The organism is Streptomyces sp. CNX435, from assembly GCF_059570575.1.
On record NZ_JCANTA010000013.1, the window covers coordinates 41,155 to 66,201 of the forward strand.

19 protein-coding genes are annotated in these 25,047 nt (G+C 74.5%); 8 read left to right on the top strand and 11 right to left on the bottom strand.

Going from position 1 to position 25,047, the window contains the following annotated elements; all coding sequences use genetic code 11:
* Positions 1-65 precede the first annotated feature (65 nt).
* From T328_RS21425 to T328_RS21440, 4 genes are all read left to right on the top strand, one after another.
* Positions 66-605, top strand: coding sequence for a SigE family RNA polymerase sigma factor (locus tag T328_RS21425; protein ID WP_496497735.1), 540 nt, complete (start codon positions 66-68; stop codon positions 603-605).
* Complete coding sequence (locus tag T328_RS21430) at positions 586-1,548, top strand: hypothetical protein (RefSeq protein WP_496497736.1); 963 nt, start codon at positions 586-588, stop codon at positions 1,546-1,548. The genes T328_RS21425 and T328_RS21430 overlap by 20 nt, the downstream gene beginning before the upstream one ends.
* Entirely contained in the window at positions 1,533-2,306 is a 774-nt protein-coding gene (locus T328_RS21435) for a hypothetical protein (RefSeq protein ID WP_496497737.1), read from the top strand. The genes T328_RS21430 and T328_RS21435 overlap by 16 nt, the downstream gene beginning before the upstream one ends.
* Positions 2,307-2,384: 78 nt before the next feature.
* Complete coding sequence (locus T328_RS21440) at positions 2,385-4,646, top strand: hypothetical protein (RefSeq protein ID WP_496497738.1); 2,262 nt, start codon at positions 2,385-2,387, stop codon at positions 4,644-4,646.
* On the opposite strand, the gene T328_RS21445 is transcribed toward T328_RS21440, so the two are convergent.
* Positions 4,606-6,192 (bottom strand): hypothetical protein, encoded by a 1,587-nt coding sequence (locus T328_RS21445; protein WP_496497739.1) that lies wholly within the window; start codon positions 6,190-6,192, stop codon positions 4,606-4,608. The genes T328_RS21440 and T328_RS21445 overlap by 41 nt on opposite strands.
* A 333-nt stretch (positions 6,193-6,525) precedes the next feature.
* Between T328_RS21445 and T328_RS21450 the strand changes: the two genes are divergently transcribed.
* Positions 6,526-8,688, top strand: a complete 2,163-nt coding sequence (locus tag T328_RS21450) for a tetratricopeptide repeat protein (RefSeq protein ID WP_496497874.1) — start codon at positions 6,526-6,528, stop codon at positions 8,686-8,688.
* On the opposite strand, the gene T328_RS21455 is transcribed toward T328_RS21450, so the two are convergent.
* Positions 8,678-10,069 (bottom strand): hypothetical protein, encoded by a 1,392-nt coding sequence (locus T328_RS21455; RefSeq protein ID WP_496497740.1) that lies wholly within the window; start codon positions 10,067-10,069, stop codon positions 8,678-8,680. The two genes, T328_RS21450 and T328_RS21455, sit on opposite strands and share 11 nt — an antisense overlap.
* A 583-nt stretch (positions 10,070-10,652) precedes the next feature.
* On the opposite strand from T328_RS21455, the gene T328_RS21460 reads away from it, so the two are divergent.
* Entirely contained in the window at positions 10,653-11,243 is a 591-nt protein-coding gene (locus T328_RS21460; protein ID WP_496497741.1) for a toll/interleukin-1 receptor domain-containing protein, read from the top strand.
* On the opposite strand, the gene T328_RS21465 is transcribed toward T328_RS21460, so the two are convergent.
* The 4 genes from T328_RS21465 to T328_RS21480 form a co-directional block, all read right to left on the bottom strand.
* Positions 11,229-13,238 (bottom strand): SPFH domain-containing protein, encoded by a 2,010-nt coding sequence (locus tag T328_RS21465; RefSeq protein ID WP_496497742.1) that lies wholly within the window; start codon positions 13,236-13,238, stop codon positions 11,229-11,231. The two genes, T328_RS21460 and T328_RS21465, sit on opposite strands and share 15 nt — an antisense overlap.
* Positions 13,239-13,252: 14 nt before the next feature.
* A complete protein-coding gene (locus T328_RS21470) occupies positions 13,253-14,734 on the bottom strand; it encodes a TIR domain-containing protein (RefSeq protein ID WP_496497743.1) in 1,482 nt (493 codons plus the stop codon).
* A gap of 79 nt (positions 14,735-14,813) precedes the next feature.
* Positions 14,814-15,800, bottom strand: coding sequence for a phosphotransferase family protein (locus T328_RS21475; protein ID WP_496497744.1), 987 nt, complete (start codon positions 15,798-15,800; stop codon positions 14,814-14,816).
* Between the two features lie 12 nt (positions 15,801-15,812).
* Positions 15,813-17,015 (bottom strand): ROK family transcriptional regulator, encoded by a 1,203-nt coding sequence (locus T328_RS21480; protein WP_496497745.1) that lies wholly within the window; start codon positions 17,013-17,015, stop codon positions 15,813-15,815.
* Between the two features lie 256 nt (positions 17,016-17,271).
* On the opposite strand from T328_RS21480, the gene T328_RS21485 reads away from it, so the two are divergent.
* Both T328_RS21485 and T328_RS21490 read left to right on the top strand, forming a co-directional pair.
* Complete coding sequence (locus tag T328_RS21485) at positions 17,272-17,637, top strand: hypothetical protein (protein ID WP_496497746.1); 366 nt, start codon at positions 17,272-17,274, stop codon at positions 17,635-17,637.
* A 402-nt stretch (positions 17,638-18,039) separates the two neighbouring features.
* Positions 18,040-19,032, top strand: a complete 993-nt coding sequence (locus T328_RS21490) for a glycoside hydrolase family 26 protein (protein WP_496497747.1) — start codon at positions 18,040-18,042, stop codon at positions 19,030-19,032.
* On the opposite strand, the gene T328_RS21495 is transcribed toward T328_RS21490, so the two are convergent.
* From T328_RS21495 to T328_RS21515, 5 genes are read right to left on the bottom strand one after another with little or no spacing between them, the layout of a single operon-like run.
* Positions 19,029-20,804 carry a sulfatase family protein gene (locus T328_RS21495; protein ID WP_496497748.1) on the bottom strand — a complete coding sequence of 592 codons (1,776 nt, stop codon included), beginning with the start codon at positions 20,802-20,804 and terminating at the stop codon, positions 19,029-19,031. The two genes, T328_RS21490 and T328_RS21495, sit on opposite strands and share 4 nt — an antisense overlap.
* On the bottom strand, positions 20,797-21,732 hold the full coding sequence (locus T328_RS21500) for a dihydrodipicolinate synthase family protein (RefSeq protein ID WP_496497749.1): 936 nt from the start codon (positions 21,730-21,732) through the stop codon (positions 20,797-20,799). The genes T328_RS21495 and T328_RS21500 overlap by 8 nt, the downstream gene beginning before the upstream one ends.
* Before the next feature lie 13 nt (positions 21,733-21,745).
* Positions 21,746-22,462 (bottom strand): SDR family NAD(P)-dependent oxidoreductase, encoded by a 717-nt coding sequence (locus T328_RS21505; protein WP_496497750.1) that lies wholly within the window; start codon positions 22,460-22,462, stop codon positions 21,746-21,748.
* Positions 22,459-23,628: a mandelate racemase/muconate lactonizing enzyme family protein gene (locus T328_RS21510; RefSeq protein ID WP_496497751.1), complete on the bottom strand. Its 1,170-nt coding sequence runs from the start codon at positions 23,626-23,628 to the stop codon at positions 22,459-22,461. The genes T328_RS21505 and T328_RS21510 overlap by 4 nt, the downstream gene beginning before the upstream one ends.
* The gene (locus T328_RS21515; RefSeq protein WP_496497752.1) at positions 23,625-24,953 is read right to left on the bottom strand and encodes an ROK family transcriptional regulator; all 1,329 of its coding nucleotides are present in this window, start codon (positions 24,951-24,953) and stop codon (positions 23,625-23,627) included. The genes T328_RS21510 and T328_RS21515 overlap by 4 nt, the downstream gene beginning before the upstream one ends.
* Positions 24,954-25,047: the final 94 nt, after the last annotated feature.

The following is a 25,047-nucleotide window of genomic DNA, read 5'->3' on the forward strand; positions in this document are numbered from 1 at the left end:
GAGTGTGCGACGTGAAGTGGGGACCAGATGGCAGGGGCAGGCGCAGGCGCAGGGACAGGCGCAGGATGCTGAAGCGGGGCGCGACGCAGCCGCCCGGGTTCGAGGAGTTCGTGGCGGCCCGGGGGCCGCGGCTGCTCCGCGTGGCCTGGCTGCTCACCGGGGACGCCCAGCTCGCCGAGGACCTGCTGCAGACCGTGCTGGCCAGGGTGTGGCCGAAGTGGGAGCAGATAGCGGACGGCAGCCCCGAGGCGTACGTCCGTACCGCCATGGTGCACACTCACATCTCCTGGTGGCGCCGCAGCTGGTGGGGCGAGGTGCCGCACGGCGAGGTGCCCGACACACCCGCCCCGGCCGACCCGTTCGCCCGGGTGGACCTGGAGCAGTCCCTCGCCGCCGCGATACGGAGCCTCCCGCCGCGGCAGCGCGCGGTGGTCGTGCTGCGCTACTTCGAGGACCTGAGCGTGCAGGACACCGCGGCGACGCTCGGCTGCGCGACGGGCACGGTCAAGAGCCAGGCCGCCAAGGCGCTGCGTACGCTGCGCGGGCTGCTGCCTGCCGCCGAGCTGGTGGAGGGCGGTGAGTCCGGTGGCCGGGAGCACGGCTGAGCCGCCTGAGCCGGTCGGGCCGGTAGGGCCGGTAGGGCCGGTCGGGCCCGCGGAGTGGGCCGGGTCGGGCGGATCGGCGGGGTGGGCCGAGTCCGCCGAGTCGGCCGGGTCGGCCGAGTCGGCGGAGGAGGAGCGCGAGCTGCGTGTGCTGCTGGAGCGGGCCGTTCCGCGCCCGGTCGCGCCCGCCGAGCGGATGGAGCGGATACGGGGACGGGTGCTGCGGCGCCGCCGCCGGCGGCGCGCGGCGTGGGGGGCGACCGCGACGGCCGTGGCCGTCGGCGTACTGCTGCCGCAGCTGCTCCCCGCCGACGACCCGCCGCCCCGCTACGCGCCCCCCGCCGCCGGGGCCGGGACTCCGGATCCGGCGGAACCGCGGGCGGGGGAGGCCCGGTTGGCGGAGCTGTCCGACCTCACGCTGCGGGTGCCCGCGGGGTGGAGCAGCCGCGCGGTCCGTACGGACTCGCCGGAGGGCGCGTACGTCGGATACGTCGCGAGCCTGGCCCTCGAACCCTCCCCCGAGCCCTGCCCCACCGGCGCCGACGGCGCCTGCACCACGCCGCTGCGGCAACTGCCCCGGCACGGCAAGCTGATCACGCTGCAGCTGCTCTACGGGCCGGAGAAGGCCGATCGGGACCTGCGGAAGCGCGAGGCGGGCAAGACGTGCGTCGTCGCGGGCGGCACCGAGGAGCTGTGGGCCGTACAGCGCCCGGCGGGCGCGGCGGACGGGGTGCAGGTGCTGGCGACGGTGTGCCTGGCCACGCCGGCGAACGGGGACGTGGCGGAGGTTCGTTCCGTACTCGGCTCGATGCGCTTCGAGCCCGCCACGCAACCCGCCACGCAACACGGCACCCAACCCGGCACCCAGCCCGGCGGACGGTCCGGCGGACAGTCCGGCACGCCTTCCGCCACGCAGCCCGGCGCACGGGAATGGCCCGCCCGGTGACCGTCTCCCGCCGCCGGCTGCTGTACGCGGGCGCCGGGCTCCCCCTGCTCACGGCGACGGGCTGCACACAGGCCACCCCGTCGGGCGCGGAGAAGATCTCGCCGCCGGCCCCAGAACCCACGCGCTCGCGCGTCGCGGCGGCCCCCGTCCGACTGCCGCGGGACATACCGGGCCTGGGCCCGCGTATCCGCGCCGATATCCCCGCCGACACCCGCCAGGCCCTCGTCGTGACCGGCACTTCCCGTCGTTCGTCCGACTCGACCGCCGTGCTCTACGAACGCGGTCCCGGCGGCGACGGCGGCGACGGCTGGCGCAGCGGCCCCGCCTGGCCCGCCCACAACGCCCTCCGCGGCTGGACCCGCCACCACACCGTCGGCGACCTGCGCACCCCGGCGGGCGTTTACGGCCTCACCGACGCCGGCGGCCTCGACCCCGACCCGGGCACGAAGCTCCCGTACGACCACGGGCCCGCCTTCACCGCCACCGGCCGCGGCTTCGAGGGCGAACCCCTCGCCGGCTCCTTCGACTACGTCGTGGCGATCAACTACAACCGCCTGCCGGGCACCACCCCGCTCGACTGGACCCGCCCCCTGGGCGACGCCCGCGGCGGCGGCATCTGGGTCCACGTCGACCACGACGGCCCGACCAGCGGCTGCGTGTCGCTCGCCAAACGCCACATGCGCACGCTGCTGCGCCGCCTGGACCCGGCGAAGCACCCGGTGGCGGTGCTGGGCCCGGAGAGCTGGCTGACCCGCTGAGCCGGGGGCGCCGGTTGTCGGACCCGGCCGCTATCGTGAAGTGACGGAGAGTGAGCTGGGTGAGGGGCGGGGGACGCAATGGAGTGGGTGTACGGGGTCGGCGGGACGCTGGCTGTCGGTGTGCTCATGACGGTGTTGTCGTCGGAAGTCACCGACGCCTGGAAGAGGTTGAAGGCGTGGCTTTTCGGGCGCGGGGAACGGCGGGTGCCGGCGGGGGACACGGCCAGGGGTGAGCTGCGGGCCGGGGCGCCCGAGGACGCCGTGCCGCCGGGTCCGGCGTTCTTCGTCGATCGCGAGAAGGAGACGGCGCTGGCCGACGCGACCTTGCTGCCACGGCCTTCGCCGCCTTCGCCGGACGGGGCGGTGCCGCCCGTCCCGATGCTCGCGGTCAGCGGGCTGCCCGGCATGGGGAAGAGCGCTTTTCAGTCGCGTTGGGTGAGAGCGAACAGCGGGCGGTTCTCCGGCAAGCCGGTGTACGTGAACTTCGCGGAGCTTCCCGGCGGCTCGCAGACGGCTCGGCTGTCCGCGGCTGTCGCCGAGGCCCTGCAGCAGCTTGAAGTGGGCCCGCGCCACCTGCCGGACACGCTCGCCGGACTGACGCGGCTGTACCGGCAGTTGTCGGCACAGCGCCGGCTCCTCGTCGTCCTCGACCAGATCACCGAAGCCGCGCAGGTGCGCGCGCTCGTCCCGAGCGGCCCGGGCAGCGCCGTGCTGGCGGCCGGCCCGTCGCGCATCGGCGAGCTGACGCTCATGGGGGCTCGGTTACTGCCACTCCAGCCCCTGGCGCCTGAGCACGGTCTGGACCTGCTCACCCGCCTCGTCGGGGACGGGAGCCGGATCGAGGCCGAGCCCGAAGCGGCCCGGCAGGCGGTGGAGTTCTGCGCGGGGCTGCCGGTCGCGTTAGGGATCGTGGCGGCCAGGCTCGCCATGGAGCCGCGCCTGACGCTGCGTGCGCTGGTGGCCGAGCTGTCGGACGAGGAGCGGCGGCTGGAGGGCCTGTCGATCCCCGGGGAGGAGCTGGGCGTGTCCGCGGTGATCGGGATGGCGTACGCGAAGCTGCCCGCGGAGGCCGCCCGGTTGTACGGCCGGCTCGGGCTGCTTCCCGGGCCGCGGTTCGACGACGAGGTCGCGGCGGCCGTCGGCGGCGTCGGGACCGTGGTCGCCCGGCGGGCGCTGGCCCGGCTGGAGTCGGCGGGCCTGGTCGAGGCGGCGGACGGCAACGGGCGCCGGCGCTTCGTGAGCCTGGTGGGCCTGCATGCGCGCGCCCGCGGGACGGCCGAGCCGGAAGCGGAGCGGAACGCGGCGCTGGCCCGGGTGATCCGCCACTACGTGCGGCGCGTTGCGCAGGCCGACGAGGCGGTGATGGGGGCGCGCCTGCGTGTCACGGACCACGGGGAGGTGCTACGGGACGCGCCGCCCAACCCGTTCGCGGGCGAGGGTGCCAAGAGCGCCGCGCTGCAGTGGCTGCACCGCGAGCGGGCCGACCTGCTGGCCGTACACGAGGCCGCGGTCGCACTGGAGGACCACCGTGCCGTCTGGCAGTTGGCGGAAGGACTGACGGCCCTCTTCCTCAACCACCGTTATCTGCAGGACTGGATAGCCACCGGTCTGCGCGGCGTGGAGGCCGCCGTCCGCGACGGTGAGCCCGCGGCGGAGGCGCGGCTGGCCGCGCTGACGTCACGGCCGCTGACGGACCTCGACCGGCTGGACGAGGCGCGGGTTCTCCTCGAACGCGCCGGCGCCCGGCTGGCCGACGTACGCGAGGGGCACGCGGGCTACGCGGGCCTGGCGGTGCTGCGCCCGTCGGTGCTGGAGTTCACCGGCCGGCTGTGGGACCGGGTGGATCCGCCGCGTGCCATCGCGACGTACGAGGAGGCGCTGGCCGCGTACCGCGGGGCCGGGGAGGAGCGAGGCGCGGCCATCGCCAGGTACCTGCTCGGTTGCGCGCTGGACGCGGCCGGCCGTCCGGCGGAGGCCGAGGAGTCCCTGCGCGCGGCCGTCGACGGCTTCGCGGGCCTGTCCGCCTACGGGCCCGGGGGCGATCGGCGCATGGGCGGCCGTGCCCGGGCGGCGATGGGCGACGTACTGCTGCACCTGGGGCGCCGCCCCGAGGCGTCGGCGGAGTACCTCGCCGCGGCGCGGTTGCTGCAGGCCGAGGAAGCGGCGCACTACGAGGCGGGGGTTCGCGAGAAGCTGGCGGCCCTGGCGCTGGAGGACGGCGACATATCCGGGCATCGGGAGCAGCTGACCCGGGCCGCCGAACTGTACGGGAAGGAGGGAAACCCCCGGGCCGGGGAACTCAGGGACGAGCTGACGCGCCTGTACCCGGAAGCGGAGTGAGCAGCACGTCCTCGGTGCGCCCCGCGAAGCCCAGGTCGGCCGTCCCGGCCGGCGTGACGCCGCAGCGCAGCCGCGCGTAGACCACGGCCGCCGCGACCGCGGTGTCCACCGGCGCTCCGGTGACCGCGACCTCCACGGCCGTGGGAGCGTCCCGGACGGCCACGACGTGGGTACCGCCGGTCGTCGGCACGCCGGCGGCGAGGCTGCCCGGGAAGTCGTCGAGGAGTGTGCGTGCCGCGCGGGCGGCGGCGTACGCGCCGTGGGCGGGCTCGGGCAGCGTGAGCACGGAGGCCCGTTCCGCGTCGGCGGAGCTGCCGTCGCGTATCTCGCAGGACAGATGCCGGAAGGCGTACGGGCCTTCGGACGCGGCGTGGTCCCCGGGGTGGCGGGCGGCTGCCGCGGCGGGGTAGCGGGTGACGGAGACGGCGTGCCCGTCCGTGGCGCCGCTCACCGTGGTCCGTACGACGGTGGCCGTATCGCCCTGGGGTGGGTCGCGGGGCTCGGCGCGGGGGTGGGGGAAGGGAGGCGACCGCGGTGGTTCCCAGGCCGGTTCCGGCAGGCGGAGCAGGCGGTAGAGCGCGGTCCGCAGGAGGTGCTGTGCCTTCCCGGGGGCCCGGAACGCCCGTGCCGCCACGCTCGCCGCTCCCGCGGTGTCCTGCTCCTCCACCGCCCGGTCGATCTGCCCGCGCAGCCCGCGGGCGGGGTCGAGCCGTACGGCCGTCCGGCCCAGCTCCGCCATGGGCGTGCCGGGGACGACCTCGTCGCCGAACGCGGCCAGCAGTACGGGGATACCGAGGGCGGCGGCGTAGAAGGTGACGGAGCCGTGGTCGCCGACGACGGCGTCGGCGGCGCGGAGCGTGGCCTGCCAGCCCTGCGTGGGCGGGATGAGGAGCAGCCCGGCTTCGCGGGCCGCGGTGAGCACGGTGCGCAGCTGCTCGGAGCCGTGGGCGGAACGCACGTTGGGGTGGGTGACGAGGGCGACGCGGTGGGTGTCGGCGGGCAGGTCCGCGAGCAGCCGCAGCGGCAGCTCGGGATCCTGCCCGAGGAGCGACTGCGGACCCCAGGTGCTGCTGACGACGACGAGCCGGCCGGCCGCGGGTACGCCCAGGGCGGCGCGGTACGCGGCGCGCGACGTGCCGGAGACGAGGAAGCGGTCGTAGCAGGGGTCGCCGGCGTGGACGACGTGGGCGGCGCGGGCGGCGGCGCGCGGGGCGTGGGCGAGGAGGGTGTCCGCCTGCTCGGGGTACGACACCACGTACCACGCGCGCTCCTGCTGGAGCAGCGCGGGCGGCACCACGCCGGCGAGCCGCAGCCCGGAACTGCGGGAGTCGGGTACGAACTTGTGGAAGCCCACGCCGTGGGGGAGCACCAGGACGGGGCCGCGGGTGCGGCTGAGGTCGGCGTTCTCGCTCGCGGTGACGAGGGCGTGGTAGTCGAGGTCGGGGAGTTCGTCCCAGGTCGCGGTCAGGGCCCCGGCCGTGGTCAGCAGCTCGCGTACGCCGTGGTGGAAGGCGGAGGTGGGGTCGAGGGCGAAGACGACGTCCACGCGGGGGTCGTCGCGGAGGAGGGCGGGGAGCGTTTCAAGCAGGCGAACGGTAGAAGTGACGGTGCGCGCTACGGCGACGAGGGTGCGCTCGGCGGGAAGAGTGCGCCAGCGGTTCGCGGTTCGCGGTTCGCGGTTCGCGGTTCGCGGTTCGCGGTTCGCGGTTCGCGGTTCGCGGTTCGCGGTATTTTTCCGTATCACTACCTATGTCAACCCCCGGGCGAGAGTTACTTCCATGCTCTGTCGCCACCGTAGCCTCAGCCTCCGATGTCATTCTCCCGGGTTACTCTTCGGAGTCGTACCAACTCGCTACGGTGTGCAGGGGAGGGGTGTGTGGTGACGGATCCGGTGTCGTTCGCCGCGATCTCCGGGGCGGCGCTCGGCGCGGTCGGCATGGGGATGGCCAACGAGGCGGGCAGGGCCGCGTGGGAGACGGCGGGGGCGCTGGTGCGCAGGATCGCCGGGCGCGCGGTCCCGGCACCGCGGCGGCCCGCGGAGCTGGAGCGCGTGGCGGCACTGCTGCGGGAGGCCGCCGGGCACGACCCCGAACTCGCCCGCATGTGGGAGCGGTTCGCCTCGACGCTCCCGGCCGGCGCCGCCCCCGCCGGGACACCCCGGCTGCCCGCCGCGTCGCGGCACTTCACCGACCGCCGCCCGGCGTTACGGCTGCTGGACCGCGAGGCGGACCGCAGGTTCGACGGCCGCCCGCGAGTGGCGCTGCTCCACGGGCCGGAGGGCATCGGGACGACGGCCACCGCCCTGTACTGGGGCGGCCGGCGCGCCGACGGCTTCCCCGAGGGTCAGGTGCACGTCGATCTGCACGGCTGGTCGTCGCACAGCGCCCTCGGCCCGGCCGCGGTGGCCGGCCGCCTCCTGCGGGAGTTGGGGCTGCCGGCGGAGGAGATTCCGCATGCGGCGGACGACAGGCTGGCCCTGTGGCGGCGGCTCGCCGCCGACCTGCGGCTGCTGGTCGTCCTCGACCACGCCTACTCCGCGGCTCAGGTACGGCCGCTCCTGACCTCCGCCCCCGGGGTGTTCACGCTCGTCACGGCCCGCCATCCGCTGCCAGGGCTGGACGCCGTGCCCGTGGTGCTGGGGCCGCTGGCGGCGCGGGACGCCCGGCGGCTGCTCACGCGTTTCGCCGGCGCCGAGGCCGTGGCCACCGCGCCGGAGGTGGCGAAGGACCTGCTGGTGCGCTGCGCCGGGTCACCGTACGCGCTCCGTACCGCCGCGCCCCTGCTGTCCGCACCCGGAGTTCCGCGGCAGGGCGCCCCGGACACCGGGCCCGTCGCGGCCCTGACCGAGTCCGCCTACCGCGCGCTCGACGCGGACGCCGCCCGGCTGTACCGGCTGCTGGCCTTACGGGACTGGCCCCACGTCGACGCCAGGACCGCCGCCTGGGCGACGCAGCCGGACCGGGACCGGGACCGGGACCCGGGCCGGGACCCGGACCCGGATCTGACGCGCGCCGCCGCCGCCCTCCTCGGCCTGCTCGCCGACCGCGGCCTGCTGGAGCCCGCCGGCCCCGACCGGTACCGGTTCCGCCCCGCCGTGCGCCGCCACGCCGAGCTGCTGGCCCGGCACGAGGACGGCCCGGAGGGGTGCGCGGAGTCGGCCGCCCGTGTCGTACGGGGCTACGCGGACCTCGCCGAGGACGCCGCCCACCAGGCGCTGCCACTGAGTTGGCGCGTCCCGGAGCCCGCCACGCCCGGCCCGTACATGGACCCCGCCGAAGCCCTTGGCGTCCTGGTGCGGGAAGCGGCGAACCTCTCCGAGGCCGTGCAGGCCGCCGCGGACGCCGGGGACCGCGCTACGGCCGTACGCCTGGGACGTTCCCTCTGGCCGCTGCAGCTCAAGGCCGGCCGGCACGCCGAAGCCCTCCCCGCGCTCCGCGCGGCCCTCCGCCTCACCGCGGCGGACCGCGAGCCGAGCGCCACCGCCCTCCGCGACCGTGCCGCCCTGCGCTTCCAGCTGGCCATGAGCCTGACGGAACTGCGCGAACACGGGGAGGCCGAGACCGAGTTCCGGGCCGCGGCCGACGACGAGAGGCGCGCGGGCCACATACGCGGGCACGCCTCGGTGGTCGAGGCGCTGGGCCTGCTGCGGCTGCGGCAGTGGGAGTGGCAGGAGGCGCTCGCCTTCTTCGACGAGGCGGACACGCTATACGGGACCATCGCCCCCGGCGACGAGGGGCGGGCCGACCTGCCCCGTGCCCGGCCGCTCATCGAGCGCCACCGGGGGCGCGCGCTGCGCGGCGCCGGACGGTTGGAGGAGGCGATGGCTCTGCTGGACGGTGCCGTGCGGTCGTTCCAGGACATCGGGGACGACTACAACCGCGCCCGCGCCCTGACCGACCTCGCCGAGACCCACGTGCTCGCCGCCGCGCCCGCCGCGGCCCTGCCGCTGATCGACGAGGCCATCGCCCTGCTGGACGCGCAGAAGGCCGCGTACCCGCTGGCCTACGCGCGGTCCGTACGGGCGCGCTGCGTCACTCCTTGAGCGGGGTGACGACCACGCGGTGCTCGCTCGCGCCGGTACGGACCACCAGGCCGTGCTCGGCCAGGTCGGCCGCGCTCCGCCCCGCCGCCAGCCAGGCGTGCACGGCGGAGGCGTACGCCGCGGGGTCGGCGTCGGCCGCGCCGGGCGCGGCGGAGAGCGCGAGTGAGTCGCCGCCGCGGGTACGGACGGTGCAGTCGCCGGGGCCGGTGACGTACGCGGCGAGGGCGCAGTGCGCGTACCGCCGCAGGGTCTCCGCGCACCAGGCGGCGGGGGAGCCGAAGCGGGGGTCGTCGGGTGCGCCGTGGCGGAGGATGACGTCCGCGAGGTCGAGGCGGCCGGGGTCGCGGGTGTCCTCGGGTACGGCGGTGTGCACGGCGCCGTACCCGGCGGGCTCGTACGCGGGATCGGCCCAGCGCCGCAGCTCGACGGCGCCGTCGAGCGCGCCGCCGCCGACCGCCCCGTCGCCCGCGCTGCCGGAACCGCCACCGGCCGCCCCTCCGGCCGCCCCACCGCCCCCGCTGCCGGCCGCCCCACCGCCTCCGCCACCACCCGCGCCCCCTTCGGGCAGCCTGGTGAGCACCCGCATCGGTGCGCCGCGCCGCACCGGTTCGTACGCGGGCAGCGGCAGCGGCTCCAGCAGCGCCGGCCGCTCGGGCTCGGGCAGCTCCATCAACTCGTAGAACAGCGCCCGCAGCCGCCCCGCCGACTCGCCGGGCACCGACGAGGTGAACCGCGCCGGCCCGGGCCGCGGACGGTGCGCGGCGAGCAGCGCGTCGAGCTGCGCGGGCAGCGGCGCGAACGGATCCAGCCGCGGCGACTCGGCCAGGAAGGCGGCCAGCGGGGCGCGCGGGTCGACGTGTGCGAGCGGCGCCGCCGCCAGCGCGACCGGCACGCCGAGGGCCGCGGCGTAGTACGTCACCGCCCCGTGATCGCCGATGACCGCGTCCGCCGCGAGCAGCGCCTGCCGCCACGCACCCAGCGGATCGACGAGCCCCAGTCCGCCGCGCCGCGCCCCGTCGAGCCACGCCCGCACCTGCCCGGGGCCGTGCCCCTGCCAGATGTTGGGGTGCAGGACGGCCAGCACCCGGTACTCGTCGGCCGGCAACTCGCCGGTCAGCCGCGGCAGCAGAGCCGCCAGCACGTCGCCCGTCCCACCGTCGCCGAACAGCCCCTCGGGGTTCCAGGTGGCGGACACCACGACGAGCCGCTGCCCGGCACGTACCCCCAGAGCCCGCCGGAACCGGTCCCGGTGCCCGCGGGCGGCGAGCATCCGGTCGAAGCAGGGATCCCCGGCCAGCACCGCGGTCCCGGCCGCCTCGGGGCACGACTCCCGCAGGCGCTCCGCCTGCTCGGGGTGCGACAGCACGAAGGCGTCGGCCACGGGCCGCCCGTCCTCGTCGAGCAGCCACTCCGGCGCCAGCCCGAAGACGGGTGCCCGGCGTCCGGCGTCCGGCGACCGGCGACCGGCGACCGGCGACCGGCGACCGGCGACCTGAGCCTCTTAGTATATCCAACACCATGTGACAAAACTGCCAACTTGCCCTGCAATGCTCGCATTTGACCACCCAGGCTTGCGGAGATGGCCAGGTCCACGGGCGTACGCACCGCCTGCTCCCAGGGCAGCACCGGCACCCCCACCTCCGCCAGCAGTTCGCCGACACCCCCCTGGAACGGCGAGGACCCCGTGCAGGTCGCCAGCATCTGCACCCGCAGGTCGTCGTCGAACAGCGGCTTCACGTCCAGCAGCCGGGTAGCGGACGTCACGTTGTGCACGACGAACAGCACCAGCCGGCACCGTCCCCGAGAGGCCCACCGCCGAGCCCCGTCCCCCACCGGAACCCGTACCCAGCCCTCCCGTATGTCCGCCATCCAGCCCCCCAGCCCCACAGTCGGTCCCCGACGTGACAACCCGCCACCCTAAGCGGTGCGGTGCGGCACCGGCAGACGACCGCTAGCCTGCTGGGATGGGCATGGCGGAGTTCGTCCTCACCGCGGTGGGCACCCTGGCCGGTGTCGTCGGCACGTACTTCGCCTACGTCTCCGTACGCGGCCGCTCCGACCGCCGCCGCCCGCCGCCCCCCGCCCGAGTCCCCGCCCGAGTCGCCGCCCGCGACCGGGAGTCGGTCCCCGCAGGCGGCCTCGCCGGCCCCGCGGCGTACGACGTCTACGTGTCCCACGGTCCCGCCGACGCCGCTTGGGCGCGCACCTTCGCCGGCCGGCTGCGCGCGAGCGGGCTGCGCGTGGCCGACGACGAGGTGGTGCGCACCCCCGGCGGCGTGCGGGTGCACGCCGTCGAGCAGGCCATCCGTGACTCCGCCCACGGACTGCTGGTCTTCAGCCCGCAGTCGACGGACGACGGGTGGGTGCTCCAGGAGTACGCCTCCCTGATGGAGCGGTCGATCGAATCCGGCAGGTTGTTCATCCCCGTTCTGGTCGGTGACGTCGTCCTGCCCGAGTTCGCGCGTACGCGGTTCAGCGCGGACTTCCGCGACGTGGACGACGACACCTACGGGCGCAGACTGGAGCAGATGGTCCGGGCGTTACGAAGCGGCTGATCCGCCGTCCGCCCCGGCGCCGCCGGCATGGCCGACATCGTCGGCGTCCACCGCGTCCACCGCGTCCACCGCGTCCACCGCGTCCACCGCGTCCACCGCGTCCACCGCGTCCACCGCGTCCACGACTCCCAGGGATTCCACGCCGTCCTCGATACCCTTCGCGAGCTCGACGCCCTTCGGCAGGGCCGCCTTTCCGGCGTGCCGCTGTGCCCTGTCGACCAGCGCGAGGGCGCGCTGCAGCGGAAGATGGCGCAGCAGCTCGTCCGCGTTTCCGCTCACGAATTCCGGCACGCCCATGTCCTTCAGCTGGCGGAGGAACATCTCCATGGCGATGGTGTCGCGCCCGAGCACCTCGATCTTCCGCTCCAGCACCACCGTCTCCAGCATCCGGTCCTCCCGCTCGCCGCGCCGTTCGCGGTCGCGGATACGTTCCTGGATGACCGAGTTCTCCTCCTCCGCCTCCAGCTCGCGGGTTTTCATCTGCTTGTCGGCGAGCCGCCGCCGGGCCTGGTCGAGTTCGGGGTCGGAGGACTCGAACTCACCCAGCGTCGTCCCCCGCGCCTCGATTCCCCAGGCGGCGAGCGCGTTGCGTACCTGGGAGGAGACATCCGTCCGCGTACTCGCGTACATGCTGAGGAACTCCTCCACCGTGGAGGCCGAGGCGATGGCGTTGAAATACGTCTCGACCATTCCCCCCAGCACCCGTTCCACGAACCGCTGCACCGGCAGGGGGTCGTTCACCAGGCCGCCCAGGCGGGAGGTGTGGGCGCCGCCGAACCGGCTGACCAGCGTGGGAGCGGCCGGCTCCGGGATCTCCAGGGTCTGCGAGATGTCCACCTGCAGCCGGTGCCCCATGACGTTCACCACGATGGGCTGGAGCGCCGCGTCGTAGTTGCTCGGTGAGCGTTCCTTCTTCGTCCACTCGATGATGAGCGTGCGCGTGGGGATGAGCACGACGCGCACGAACCAGGGGTTCAGGGCGTATACGGAACCCTCGCCCAGCGTCTCTTCCTGTACGCCCCGCTGTCCGCCTCTGGCGAGGAACTCCCAGGGCAGCCGGAAGTTGCTGTGGCCGGGGATGATCGGCCCGATGGGCCGCTCGTCCTTCCTGGCCTCGGCCCCGTCCAGGGTGACCACCACTCCGGTCTCGCCGATCTGGATGGCGATTTCCTTCAGGTGATCCGCGGTGAGTCCGTCCTCCCGCGCACTTCCCACGGTGGTGGTGCTGATCACCTCGAAGAGGTCCGGATTGATGTTGTAGTGCGACCCGCCGGTGAGGATGGCCAGTTGCCTGCCCTGCTCGCCGCCGTCGCGGAGGAATGCTTCGCCGTCCTGGAAGTTGTCGCACTCCACATGCCGGCCGAACGGCCGGTCCGGCGGCCGTACTTTTCCGTCCTTCGCGATGACGAGAGCCACGGTCCCCGGCTCCACATAGGTGCGGGGCGCCAACTCGACGTCGAAAAGCTCCGTGTTGATGTAGTACGAGGAATCGCCGGGGAGAATGGCGATCTGCCTGCCGTGTTCGCCGCCGTCGCGGAGGAACGCCTCGCCGTCCTGGAAGCAGTCGCACTCCACCTGCCGGCCCAGCGTCCGCTGCGCGGGCCGCCGGGCGCCCTCGCGTGCCGTCACGAGCCCGACCTTGTCCGCCGGCACGTATGTCCGCGGCACCAGCTTCACCCGGTACAGCAGGGGAGCAAGCCAGTAGGGACGGCCCGGGACCAGCACGCGGGCCTGTACGCCGCGGCTGTCCCGGTGCGGCGTGACGTACTTGAATCGCCTCTCCGGGTCGCCGCGGCCGAAGCGGCGCGTGACGATGCCCACCTTGCCCGCGGGCACCACGTGCAGGCCGAAGTTGATCCGCGGACCTCCGCCGCGCGGGGGCCGGGGCGGCGACGAGGTGTCCGACCGGGCCTTGGGGACGGAGACGGATCGCCGTTCGTGCCGTTCCAGGGCGATCAGGCCGAGGAACAGCAAGACCACGACCAAAAGTCCCACAAGTAATACGGTGATCATACGACTCCGCCCTCCGCTCGCAAACGCAGATGCACGGCAAGCACGGTTTCCGTCCACTGGTCATACCAGTCCGGGTACCGCTCGTTCTGCGGGTTACGAAGCGTGGGAAAGAACCCGGGAGGCCGAGCCGGACCGGTAAAGGCATGGTATTCCGAGACGGCGTCCTCCACCGAACCACGCCAGCCGTACGCCAACGAGAGTGCCAGGAAGTCGCGGTGACGGGCACTTGCGGGACGTGCCCTTTCCCGTTGTGTCCGAAACCCGTACCTGCCGCCCGAGAACTCCGCCCACGCGGCGTCCACCTCGCGCAGCAGCCCGGCGGGCAGCCGGCGCCCGTCGCCGCGCCGCAGCCAACCGCTCTCCAGCCGGTCGACGGCCCGCAGGAGCAGGGCGGTGGTCAGCACGTCCGCGTGCTCCCACTCCTCCTCCGCGAGCAGCGCACCGAGCCGTACCCCGGCCGGTGCGTCGGGCACGAGGCTCGCCGCCGGAGCCGATACGGCAGGCGGAACAGCGGGCGACGCGGGCGCCGCGGGCGATACGGCAGGCGACGCGGTACGCCCCGGCTGACCCGGCTGACCCGGCCGCCTCGCCGCCGGCCCAACCGGCGCGGGGGGCGGCGCGCCCGCGGCCTGGAGGCGGCGTAGCAGATCGAGTTCGACGTGCCCGGGCAGTGCGCCCGTACGGGCATCGAAATGCCAGCTACTCCCCAGCAGAAAGTGCCGGTCGCCCCGGACCAGAATGGGAAAGAAGGGGCGGCTGTGCCGCTGTCCCTCCAGGATTTCCCGGGTGATGTCCTCGGAGCCCTCGGCCTCCGGGGACATCAGGACGATGATCCCCAGCGCATGCCGGATCTGCGTGCGAATCGTCCACAGAACATCGTCGCCCCACGCCAGATGGCTGATGGACCATACGGGAAGACCCGCCCGGGACAGCGCGCTCAGCAGCCGGCGCGCGTAGTCCCGTTCCGGACGCGCGTAGCAGACGACGAAGGAGGGCTCCGCCGGCGGGTCGGGGGAACGGGCGGGCCGGTCACGGAGATCCGTCGCCTCCGACTCGCCGTTGCCGGCGCCATCTTCCCCGAGGATCACCCGGGCCAGCTCGTACACCTTGTCGTGGAAGGCCGCCCCGGTGACGTCCCGGAAATCGACCCATAAGCGGGTGGCCGCGAAAGGCAGCGCACCGATGTCGACGTCACTGTGGAGTACGGGGATGAGCCGCAGGCCGCGCTGCGTCGAGGCGTCCAGCAGCGCCGCGTACTCCTGAAGCACCCAGGGCTTGTGCACGGCCACCGGACTGAGCACCTGAATTCCGTGCGTGGAGCGGCGAATGGCGGCCTCCAGCTGATGGACGATGACATCGCCGGGCAGCAGGCTGCACTCGTCGAAAAAGACCCGCACCCCGTTGCGCCGGAGTCCCGCCGCCAGTTCTCCTGTCCAGGCGCGGTCCTCTGCCGCATAGGAGATGAAGACGTCAGCCACGCCGTTCCCCTTCGCCGAGACGCGCCATCGCTCCGCCTGTCCAGGATACGGGCGGAGCGCTGGGATCAGGGTGCGGTAGTCACCGGCGTGTACGGCCGAACAGGGCCATGGACTCGTCGAGACGGATACAGGCCCAGTCGTACTGCCTGCTGTCGGTGTGCCCGCGGTAGACGGTCTCGATGACCATGATCAGCGTCAGATGGAGGCAGTACAGGCGGCGGCGCACCCGCTGGTTCCCGGTCAGCTCCGGGTGGCCGTATCCGCGCATGAAGGGCACCGGGTGGCCGAAGGCCGCCAGTTGGGTGCCGGCGAAGCCGGATTCGATCAACGGATCGCCGAAGAAGGCGCGTTCGTGGTCGATGATGCAGACGATCTCGCCGTCGCGGACCATGACGTTGCCGCCCCACAGGTCCCACTCGACGAGACGCGGTTCGGTCACCTCGTCGAGGCTGCCGGCGTGTTCGGCCACGACCGCGCGGACGGTGTCGTAGTCCCATCCGATGTCGACGCTTCGGCGTTCGCCGTCGGCGAGGACGTCGTCGACCATGCCGGTGAACACCCGTCGCCAGCTCGGCTCACCGGGACCGGCCAGCGGGCCGAAGCCCGTCCCGCGGACGGCGTTGATCTCCCGGTTGGCCGCGCCGACCTGCTCCATCAGGGAGTCCCGCTCGGCGGCGGGGAGCTGCTTCCCGATGACGGCGAGGTTGTGGGCGTCGACGTACGGCATGAAGAAGTAGTCGGCGTCGCACACGTCGTGGCTCCCGTCGGCGAAGTCGACGGCGGGGACCGGCACGGAGGTGTGCGTACGGAGGAGGTCCAGCATCCGCAGCTCGGTCGACATCGCGCCGCGCTCGTACGTCATCACCTCCACGTGCGGCGGCGGAGCGATCTTCAGCACTACCTCGGCCCCGTCGCGCAGGCGGATGCGGTACGCGACGTTGAACCAGCCGTGCCCCAGCTCGGTGGCCCAGCCGTCCCCGACCGGGATCCGGTCGGCCCCGTAGGCGCGTCCGATCATGGCGCGCAGCGCGGCGGGGGACTGCCGGTTCTTGGTGATGCTCTCCACACCCGGATCTTCTCAGGCGAGGTGGGCGAAGGGGTCGGCGTAGAACCGGTCGAGGACGCAGATGGCGGCCGAGACCACCGCGGCGTTCTCGCCGAGGGTGCTCGGCGCGATGGCGCGCTCCGCGTCGAAGGCGCGGCGGCTCCAGCGCCGGGCCTCCGCGCGGATCTCCGCGACGTGGCCGGGCGTCTGCAGCGGTGTGCCGAAGAGGATCACCTGTTCCGGGGCGAGCAGGTCCATGATGACGGCGACGGCCTCGCCGATGGCCCGGGCCCGGTCGCGCAGCAGGTAGTCGGCGACCGCGTCGCCGGCGTGGGCGAGTTCGACGAGGTCGTGGACGGTGTGCCGGTGGGAGAGCAGCCCTTCGCGGATCGCGCGGTGCACCACGGCGCGGTCTCCGGCGACGGACATCAGGCAGCCGCTCCGGCCGCACTCGCACGGCTGCTCGGCGGGGCGGGAGAGCGGCAGGTGCGCGATCTGCCCGGCGCCCTCGCCCTGGCCGTGGTGCAGCCGGCGGTCGAGGACGATGCCGGCGCCGATGACGTTGCCGACGAAGAGGTGGACGAAGTCGCGCACCTCGCGGTCCACTCCGAACCACATCTCGGCGCGGCAGAGCGCGTGCTGGGTGGACTCGACGACGAGCGTGCCGGGGAAGCGGCCCGCGGCGAGCGCCGGGACGTTCACGTCCGTCCAGCCCAGCACGTCGTGGGCGCGGATGGTGCCGGTGGCGGCGTCCACCCGGCCGCCGGTGGAGAAGCCGGTGCCGATGACGTGTGCTTCGCTCGCCGCGGCCAGTTCGGCGGCGCGCTCGGCGGCCTCGCGGACGACGAGGGCGGGGTCGAGGCCGCTCGCGTGCTCGATCCGTACGGTCTCGCCGGCCGGCCGGCCGCGGAGGTCGACCAGCGCGATCCGGGTGAACTGCAGGCCGACGTGGATGCCGACGGCGTGGAAGCGTCCCGCGGCCAGGTCCAGCGGCACCCGCGGCCGGCCGGCCTCGCGGGACGGCAGCGCCGGCAGCTCCTCCAGCAGCCCGGCCCTGGTCAGCCCGGCGGTGATCCGCGTGGTGGCGCCGGAACTCAGGTTGAGCTGCTCGGCGAGGTCGACGCGCGGGGTGGGCCCGTGTTCGAGCAGCGCCCGCATCAGCGCGGCCACGTTGTGCCGGCGCACGTCCAGCGTGGCGGCGGCGTGCGCGGGCGGGACCGCGCTCCGGTGCCCCATGCCGCCGTCCTCTCTGCGGGTCTGCGGGTCTGCGTGTGGATTTCTGCCTGACGAAAATAAACGCCCGGGACAGGCGGCGTCAATCCGCCCGCGAGCGGGAGGAGTCCGGCCCCGCGGTGCGTCGCGAAGGTATGCGCGAGGGGTGGCCAAGGCAATTAACTTCCGGTAGAAGATAAATCGAAGCCGCTCCACCCGACGCTCACGACGCCCCCAGGAGGCACCCGTGACCCGCCCTGCACCTCCCGCACGAAGATCCATGCCGCGCACCGGAACCGGGCACGCCGACACCGCGGGACCCGGCCCGGCCGCCGCGTCCGGCCCGCGGGCCGCCGGACCCACCCCCGCCGCCGTGCGGCTCCCCGGCGGCTCCGGCGCCGGAAAGATCGTCTACAGCTCGTCAATGGCCCCGCAGCAGACCGTGCCCGGCTTCGAGGCCGGCTTCGAGGCCGGCACCGGCATCCTGCCGGGCTGCCACCGCACCTTCTTACGCGCCTCCTTACCGGCCTGCCAGTGGCAGGACCTGGTCCGCGCCGCCGTCGCCGGCCACCGCGTTCCCGGCGTCTCCCCCCAGCGCCCGGCAGTCGGCAGGACGTCGCCGACGGCGCGCACGACGCCTGGCTGACCGGCCCCACCGACGGCCTGCCCGGCGCGCCGGGCCCCGTCTGACTCCGCCCGCACCACGAGCCGTGCGGCGAGCGGACCCGACGGCATACCGCGCCGTGTACGCGCACGCCGCCTCCCTCGTCAACCGCCACCCGAACGTCGCGCTGGCGCCCATCCGCAACGGCTGGACGCGCCATACGGCGGCGACCCGTCGGCCTGCCGGATCCCCGAGGCCGACCTGATCGGGCCGACGGCTACCACCACGGGTGGACGTACGACACCTCCGACCCACTCAGACCTGCACTCAGACCTGCACTCAGACCTGCGGTCAGACCTGCGATCAGGCATGTCCGGACACCGCCGGCAGGTCTGCCGACCAACCCCCTCGGTCCCGTAACACCCGTAAGAGAGGACGAAAGACGTGAGCAGACTTCCGCGGACCGCGGCCCTCGTCGCGCCGGCCGCCGCCCTCCTGCTGCTGGCGGGCGCGACCCCGCCCGCGGCGGGCGGCGAGAGCGCAGCCGTCCCCGTCCTGGGGCACTGGCGCAACCACCACCCCGGCGACAACACCGAGGAACCCGGCTGGCTCTGGCGCATGCTGAAGGCCGAGGCCGCGTACGGGGACTTCGACGGCCACTGGCGCAACTACCACCCGCCGGGCGACCCGCCCATGAACGGCCAGGAGAAGCTCGCCGCCCTCATGGGCAAGCCGCTGCACATCTCCTGGCGGCCCCGCCCGGAGGGCGAGGGCTGGGCGTACACCGCCTCCGGCGCGTACGACGACACCATCGACCGCGTGATGCGGGACCTCAAGCGGTTCTGCGGCGCGGACTGCTGGCTCTCCATCGACATCGAGCCCGAGAACGACGTCGACGAGAGACCCGGGTCCGGCTTCACCACCGCCGACTTCCGCGAGATGTGGCACCGGGTCGCGGAGTCGCGGGAGCGCGTCGGCGCCGACAACGTCTCGCTGGTGTGGGTGCTGCAGGGCTTCGAGGAGTGGCAGCCGCTCTACGACGACCTGTGGCCCGGCAACGACGAGGTCGACGTCGTCGGCCACGACCCGTACATCCGCAAGGATGAGGCGCCGGAGCGGCTGGCCGAGAAGATGATCAGCCGGACGAGCTGGCTGGTGGAGAACTCCACGCCCGAGCACGACTACGCGGCCAAGCCCTTCCTCATCGCCGAGTACGGCTGCGACATCAACAACATCGGCGACCAGGAGGCGGCACGCGGCACGGAGGAGCACCGGGCGGAGTGCATCGACGGCGTCCGGGCCGCGCTGGGCGAACTCGGCGCGCTGGGGGTGGTCGAGATGGAGTTCTTCGACGCCCGGTCCGACTGGATCAACGACCCGCCGTCCCCGGACGGCACCGCTTACGACCGGCTCAAGCGCACCACCGAGGCCGGCTAGCCAGGGCCGCGCAGGGCCGCGGCGATGGCGCGCAGGCGCCGGGCGTCCAGGACGGCCGGCGCCAGCGCGGCCAGCTCGTGCAGCGTGAGGTGGCCGAGCGTCGCCACCCGGGGGTTGCTCAGCAGCCCCGGGACCGCCGCCGCCACGGCCGCGGCCGTCTCCGGGTCGGCGAGCAGCTCGGCGACCGGGCCGGCCGGCAGCTCCTCGGGCGGGGGCAGCTCCTGCGCCGTACGGCGGGCGAGGTCGCGCTGGCCGCGGACCAGCAGGTGCTCCCGCCCCACCCGGCCCTCCGCCGGCAGGCCCAGGCGCTCGTACTGCTCGGCCGGCGCCGCGTTCGCGCGCATGAGGCGCACCATCTCCCCGGCCATCCGCAGCTCCAGCTCGTCGTCCACCAGCGGACGTTCCTGCCCCGGGTCGGCCGCCAGGTCGAAGAGCAGCGACCCGTGGTGGTGCATGTTCTTCTGCCCGTGGGCCGGAATGCGCAGGACGGGGCAGCCCTTCGTGAACGGCAGCGGCCCGGCGAGTTCCGCGGCGCGCAGCTCGCCGGGGCCGAAGCGGCCCCGCATGTGCGTGGGCATCAGCGTGTACTCATACAGAGGCGCGTTGTCCGGGCGCGCGGCGGCACGCAGGTACACGTGGCGGCCGTCGGTCACGTTGACGTGACCGCCCCACGAGCCGAAGAGCCCGGCCCGGCGCACCGGCCGGTCCGCGGCCACCGTTTCGCGCAGCGGCACCCCCTGCATGTCCGGGGGCCGTTCGACGCCGAAGTACTCCAGAAAGGTGGGTGCCAGGTCGACGGTCTGGACGAGGCTGCGCCGCCGCGCGCCCGACACCCGGGCCCGCGGATCCCAGACGAACAGCGGCAGGTGGATGTTCTCGTCGTACCAGGGCTGGGCGTTCTTGCCCCACCAGCCGTGCTCGCCGAGCAGGAAGCCGTGGTCGGTGGTGACGACGAGCATGGTGTCGTCCCACATGCCGTGGCGGTCCATCGCGTCCAGCACCCGGCCGAGCGAGCGGTCGCACATGCTCAGCAGCGCGGCGTACTCGTAGCGGACGTGGTCGACGGCGGACGGGCGCTCGGTGACCTTCTTGTACTCGGGCCAGTCGTACGACGGTCCGGCGTAGTCGTGCGGGTAGAGGTCCTTGTACTGCTTGTACGTGAAGAACGGCTCGTGCGGGTCGAAGGTCTCGATCTGCAGGAACCAGCCGTCCTGGCGCTGGTTGTCCTCGATGAACGCCAGGCCCGCGTCGAAGGTCCGGGTCTGCGGGTGGTCGGACTCCTCGCGCAGGTGGGAGCGGTTGACCCAGTCCTGCCGCCACAGCCCGCCGCGGACGAGCTTGACCGCCTCCGGCACGTCCGGCTCGGCCACCTGCCCCTTCCAGGGGTCGCCCTCCTGGCCGCGGAAGAACTCCCAGGTGCGGTAGCGGGTGTGGTACGTGCCGCCACCGTCCTCGAAGTAGTGCTGGTGGTCGGTGGCCAGGTGGGTGTGCACGCCGTGCTCGCCGAGCAGCTGCGGCATGGAGTCGTCGAACGGCTCCAGCGGGCCCCAGCTGCGGTGCAGGAAGTTGTAGCGCCCGGTGTGCATCTCGCGGCGGGCCGGTATGCAGGGCATGCTGCCGCCGTAGTGGTGGTCGAAGACAGCGGTGCGCTCGGCGAGCCGGCGGAAGTTCGGGGCGTGCACCCAGTCGTTGCCGTACGGCGGCAGGAAGCGCCGGTTGAGGGTGTCGAAGTAGAGCAGGACCGCCCGTCGGCGGCGTGGCGTGTCAGTCATGTGCCGGGCCTCCCAGGCCGAACTCGGCGATGAACCGGTCCACTTCGGCCAGCGCCGGATCGCCGGAGCCGGAGCCGGAGCCGGACGGTACGGTCCGGGCCGGGCGGCGGCAGTACGGGCCGTCGATCAGCCCGCGCCGCCAGGCGACCGCCTTGCCCATGGCCAGGGACAGCCCCGGGTGCGGCCACCAGTGCTCCAGGTGGGCCGCGAGCCGCCCGTGCAGGGCCAGGGCCTCCTCCCGGCGCCCGCCGTCCCAGGCCCGCTGGACGTCCGCGTAGACCTCGGTGAACCCGCCCCCGGGCTGGACGCCGACGGCGCCGGCGGCCAGCGCCTCGGGCAGGTCGATGCCGGCGTTGCCCGCGATGCCCGGCAGCCCGAGGGCGGCCAGGCGGCGCACGTACTCCCCGGGGCCGCGGCACTCCACCTTGACCGCGGCCAGGTTGCCGTGCGCACGGCGGAGCCCGCCCAGCTCCTCGGGGGTGAGGCGGGTGCCGGTCTCGTGCGGCACGTACTGCACGACGACCGGGAGGGGCGCGACCGCCGCCAGCACGGTGGCCAGGTGGTCGAGCACCGCCTCCGGCGGCGGGGCGCCGGCGTGCGGCGGCAGCACGTTGAGCGCTCCCGCGCCGAGGGCGGCGTAGGCGGTGGCCCGCTCGGCGGCGACCCGGGTGGCGTGGTCGGAGACGGACGCGACGACCAGGGCGCCGGGCGGGGCGGAGGCGATCAGGGCGGCGAGGAGCGCGTGCCGCTCGGCGTCGGTGAGGGACGCGTACTCGGAGGCGAAGCCGGGGTACATGACCGAGCCGACCCCGAGGCTCCAGGTGTGCTCGGCGACGCGGGCGAAGGAGCGGCGGTCGAGGGCGCCGTCGGCGTGGAAGGGGGTGGGCAGGACCGGACTGACGCCCGTGACCACGGGAGTGCGCGGCATCCGGGCTCCCCGCTCAGCGCAGCCGGGCGAGCAGCCCGCAGTCCACCGGCAGGCAGGTGCCGGTGACCGCGGACGCCGCCGGGGAGAGCAGGAAGCAGGTGGCCGCGGCGACCTCCCTGGCGCTCGGAGCGCGGCGCAACGGGAAGCGTGCCTCGGCCGCCGCCATCCGCACCGGGTCGGTCCAGGTGGGTGCGTTGCGCGGAACGGGGACGAGGCCGGGCGCGACGGCGTTGCAGCGGATGCCCTCCGGGCCCCACTCGACGGCCATGGCGCGGGTGAGGCCGAGCAGCCCGGTCTTGGCGGCGGCGTACGGCCCCTGGCCCTCGGCCGCGCCGTGGGCGTGGACGCTGGCGATGTGCACGATGGCGGCCGGTTGCCCGGCTGCGTGGGCGCGCAGGGCGCGGCCCCACTCCCAGCTCGCCGTCAGCAGTACCTGAAGGGTGTGGGCGAAGCCGCCGGGCGTCACCTCGGCGAGCGGCGCCCGCTCCTCGGCGAAGGCGGAGGTGACGAGGGAGGTGACGGGACCGGGCGCGGCGTCGAAGGCCGCGGCCAGGGTGGCCTCGTCGGTGACGTCGCCGACGACGTGGGTGACGGAGGGCTGCCGCTGTACCGCGGGTGCCGTGTCCACGGCGACGACCTTCGCCCCGCGGCGTACCAGCTCCGCCACCACCGCGCCGCCGATACCGCCGCGGGCCCCGGTGACGACGGCGGTGCCGCCGATGTCGTTCACAGGTCCTCCTCTGTCTCGACGCCCGGCTCTGTCTCCGTCTGCGTCTCCGGCTCCGTCTCCGTGTCGGGCAGGAAGTCCAGGCCCTGCGCCAGCCGCACGCCGAGGCCGGGGCCGGCCGGCAGCGGCAGGCGCGCGGCCCGGACGCGCTCCGGCGGGTCGACGACCGCGGGCCTGTCCACGTCCTCGCCGTACATGAACTCCACCAGCGTCACGTCCGGGTGGACGGTGGCGAGGTGGGCGCAGACCGCGGTGCTGACGGGGCCGCAGGGGTTGTGGTACGTGAGGTCCACCCCGGACACCCGCTCGACGAGCCGCCGCAGCGCGGTGGGCCCGGTCGTGTACTTGGGGTCGAGCAGCAGCACCTTCAGGTGTCCCGTGGACAGGGCGGCGTCGATCTGGTCCGGGCGGTGCAGCGTCTCGCCGCCGGCGATCGGCACCTTGGTCCGCGCCGCGAGCCAGGAGACGGCCTCCGGGTCGGAGACGTCGACGGCGTCCTCCAGCCAGGCGATGCCCAGCTCGGCCAGGCGCGGCAGCGCCGCGGCGAGTTCGCCGGGGTCGAGCTTGTGGTGGGTGTCGATCATCAGCTCCCGCTCCTCACCGATCGCCTCCCGGACGGCGGTCGCGATGGCCAGCCCGGTGTCCACGATCGAGGAACCCGGCAGCGGCGGCCCGTCGAACGGCGCCACCTTGATCTTCCCGTGTCCGTCCGCGACCGCCGCCGCGGCCTTGGCGGCGAAGTCGGCGGGCCGCCGGCGCCCGCCGCTGCGGTTGATGTTGGCGTACACCGGCACGTCGTCCAGCGGTGTGCCGCCCAGCCATCGCCACAGCGGCTGGCCCGCCGACCGGGCGGCGAGGTCGCAGAGCGCCATGTCGAGGGCGCCCGTCACGGTGCGTTCGAGGAACCGCTCCCGCGCGCCCGGCAGGACCGCGCACGCGCGCCGCAGCTCCTCGCAGAGCCTGACGTGCCCCTCGCCCGCCACGTCGGTGCCGCGCACCCGGCGGGCGAGCCGCGCGACGGCCTGCGGCACGCGCTCGGGCCAGCCGCTGTCGGAGCACTCGCCGGTGCCCACCGCGCCGTCCTCCGTCTCGACCTCAAGGAACATCCAGGTCGACCTGGGGGTGGCGGGGAAGCGACGGAGGCGGACGTCGGTGATGCGTACGCTCATACGGGTTCTCCAGAGGGTGACGTCGAGCAGGTCAGGGCCCGGGCGGGGTCGTCGTAGAAGCGCTCCAGGGCGGCGGTGGCGGCCGAGACGACACGTACCTGCCGGGACAGTCCGCTGGGCACGATCACCTGCCCGGCGTCGAGCGGGGCCTGCGACCGGCGTGCGGCCTCCACGCGCACCTCCCGGATGTGTACCGGGACCAGCAGCGGGCTGCCGGAGAGGAACACCCGGTCGGGTGCGAAGAGGTCGACGAGCACGGCCACGGCCTCGCCGACGGCCCGGGCCCGCTCGCGCAGCAGGTAGTCGGCCGCGCGGTCGCCGGCCTCGGCCCGGCGGACGAGGTGGCGGAGCACGGGGGCGGCGGCCGGGTCCCCGGCCGGGGTCAGCCGCTCGGCGGCGGCCCGCGCGCCCAGCGCCCGGTCGCCGGCGACGGAGGTCAGGCAGCCGGTACGGCCGCAGTGGCAGGGGGTCCACGAGGGCCGGGAGAGGGGCAGGTGGGCGACGTCGGCGGCACGCGGCACGGGAGCGGCGAAGCCGCCGGCGCCGGGACCGTCGGCGCCGAGGACGAGACCGGCCTCGACGACGGTGCCGACGAAGAGGTGGGCGAAGCAGCCGGTGCCCCGCGCGCCGCCGAAGCGCAACTCGGCCCGGGCCAGCGCGCGGTGGCTGCTCTCGACCGCCAGCGGCGGGGGGAACCGGCCGGCGGCCAGGCGTACGAGGCCGGCCTCCGGCCGGTCGGGCGGGCCGGCGCCGGGCACGCCGGCGGCGGCACCGACAAGGCGGTCAAGGCGGTCGAGGCGGTCGAGGCGGTTGGGGCCCTCGGGGCGGTTGGGGTCGTCGGGGCCGGTGAAGTCGGGGGAGGTGTCGAGGCGGTCGGGCGCGGTGGCGCCGGCGACGCAGATGCCGGTGCCGACGATCCGTACCCCCCGACCCGCGGTGAGCCGGCGGGCCGCCTCGGCCGACGCCGCGATCACCTCCCGCGGCCCGCGCCCCGCGCGGGACACCTGGAGCGGGCGGCCGAGTGGTGTGCCGCGCAGGTCGACGAGCCCGACGGTGGCGCGCAGCGGGCCGACGTGCACCCCCACGGCGGCGAACTCCTCCGCGCGCAGCTGCAGCGGAACGCGCCGCCGCCCCACGTCCGCGGACGGCTGCGCGGGCAGCTCGCGCAGCAGTCCCACGGCGGCCAGCTCCGCGGCGATCCGGGTGACGGTGCCGGGGCTGACCTGGAGTATCTCGGCGAGCTCCGTCCGCGGCGTGGGCCCTCGGGTGGCCAGTGCACGGACGACGGCCGCGATGTTGCGGCGGCGTACGTCGTGAGCTCTCACAGGCCCTCCAGATAAGTTGTTAATGGAAAGTAATGGCGCGTCATGCCGGTGTCAACGCTCCACCGCGCCCGCCCGGGGAGCCTGAAATCGGCAC

Bases quoted from the DNA above. Each gene is read 5' to 3' on its own strand.
- T328_RS21425 (WP_496497735.1), top strand. From the start codon at position 66: ATGCTGAAGCGGGGCGCGACGCAGCCGCCCGGGTTCGAGGAGTTCGTG.
- T328_RS21435 (WP_496497737.1), top strand. From the start codon at position 1,533: ATGGCCCGCCCGGTGACCGTCTCCCGCCGCCGGCTGCTGTACGCGGGC.
- T328_RS21440 (WP_496497738.1), top strand. From the start codon at position 2,385: ATGGAGTGGGTGTACGGGGTCGGCGGGACGCTGGCTGTCGGTGTGCTC.
- T328_RS21460 (WP_496497741.1), top strand. From the start codon at position 10,653: ATGGGCATGGCGGAGTTCGTCCTCACCGCGGTGGGCACCCTGGCCGGT.
- T328_RS21480 (WP_496497745.1), bottom strand. From the start codon at position 17,015: ATGGGGCACCGGAGCGCGGTCCCGCCCGCGCACGCCGCCGCCACGCTG.
- T328_RS21485 (WP_496497746.1), top strand. From the start codon at position 17,272: ATGCCGCGCACCGGAACCGGGCACGCCGACACCGCGGGACCCGGCCCG.
- T328_RS21495 (WP_496497748.1), bottom strand. From the start codon at position 20,804: ATGACTGACACGCCACGCCGCCGACGGGCGGTCCTGCTCTACTTCGAC.
- T328_RS21500 (WP_496497749.1), bottom strand. From the start codon at position 21,732: ATGCCGCGCACTCCCGTGGTCACGGGCGTCAGTCCGGTCCTGCCCACC.
- T328_RS21510 (WP_496497751.1), bottom strand. From the start codon at position 23,628: ATGAGCGTACGCATCACCGACGTCCGCCTCCGTCGCTTCCCCGCCACC.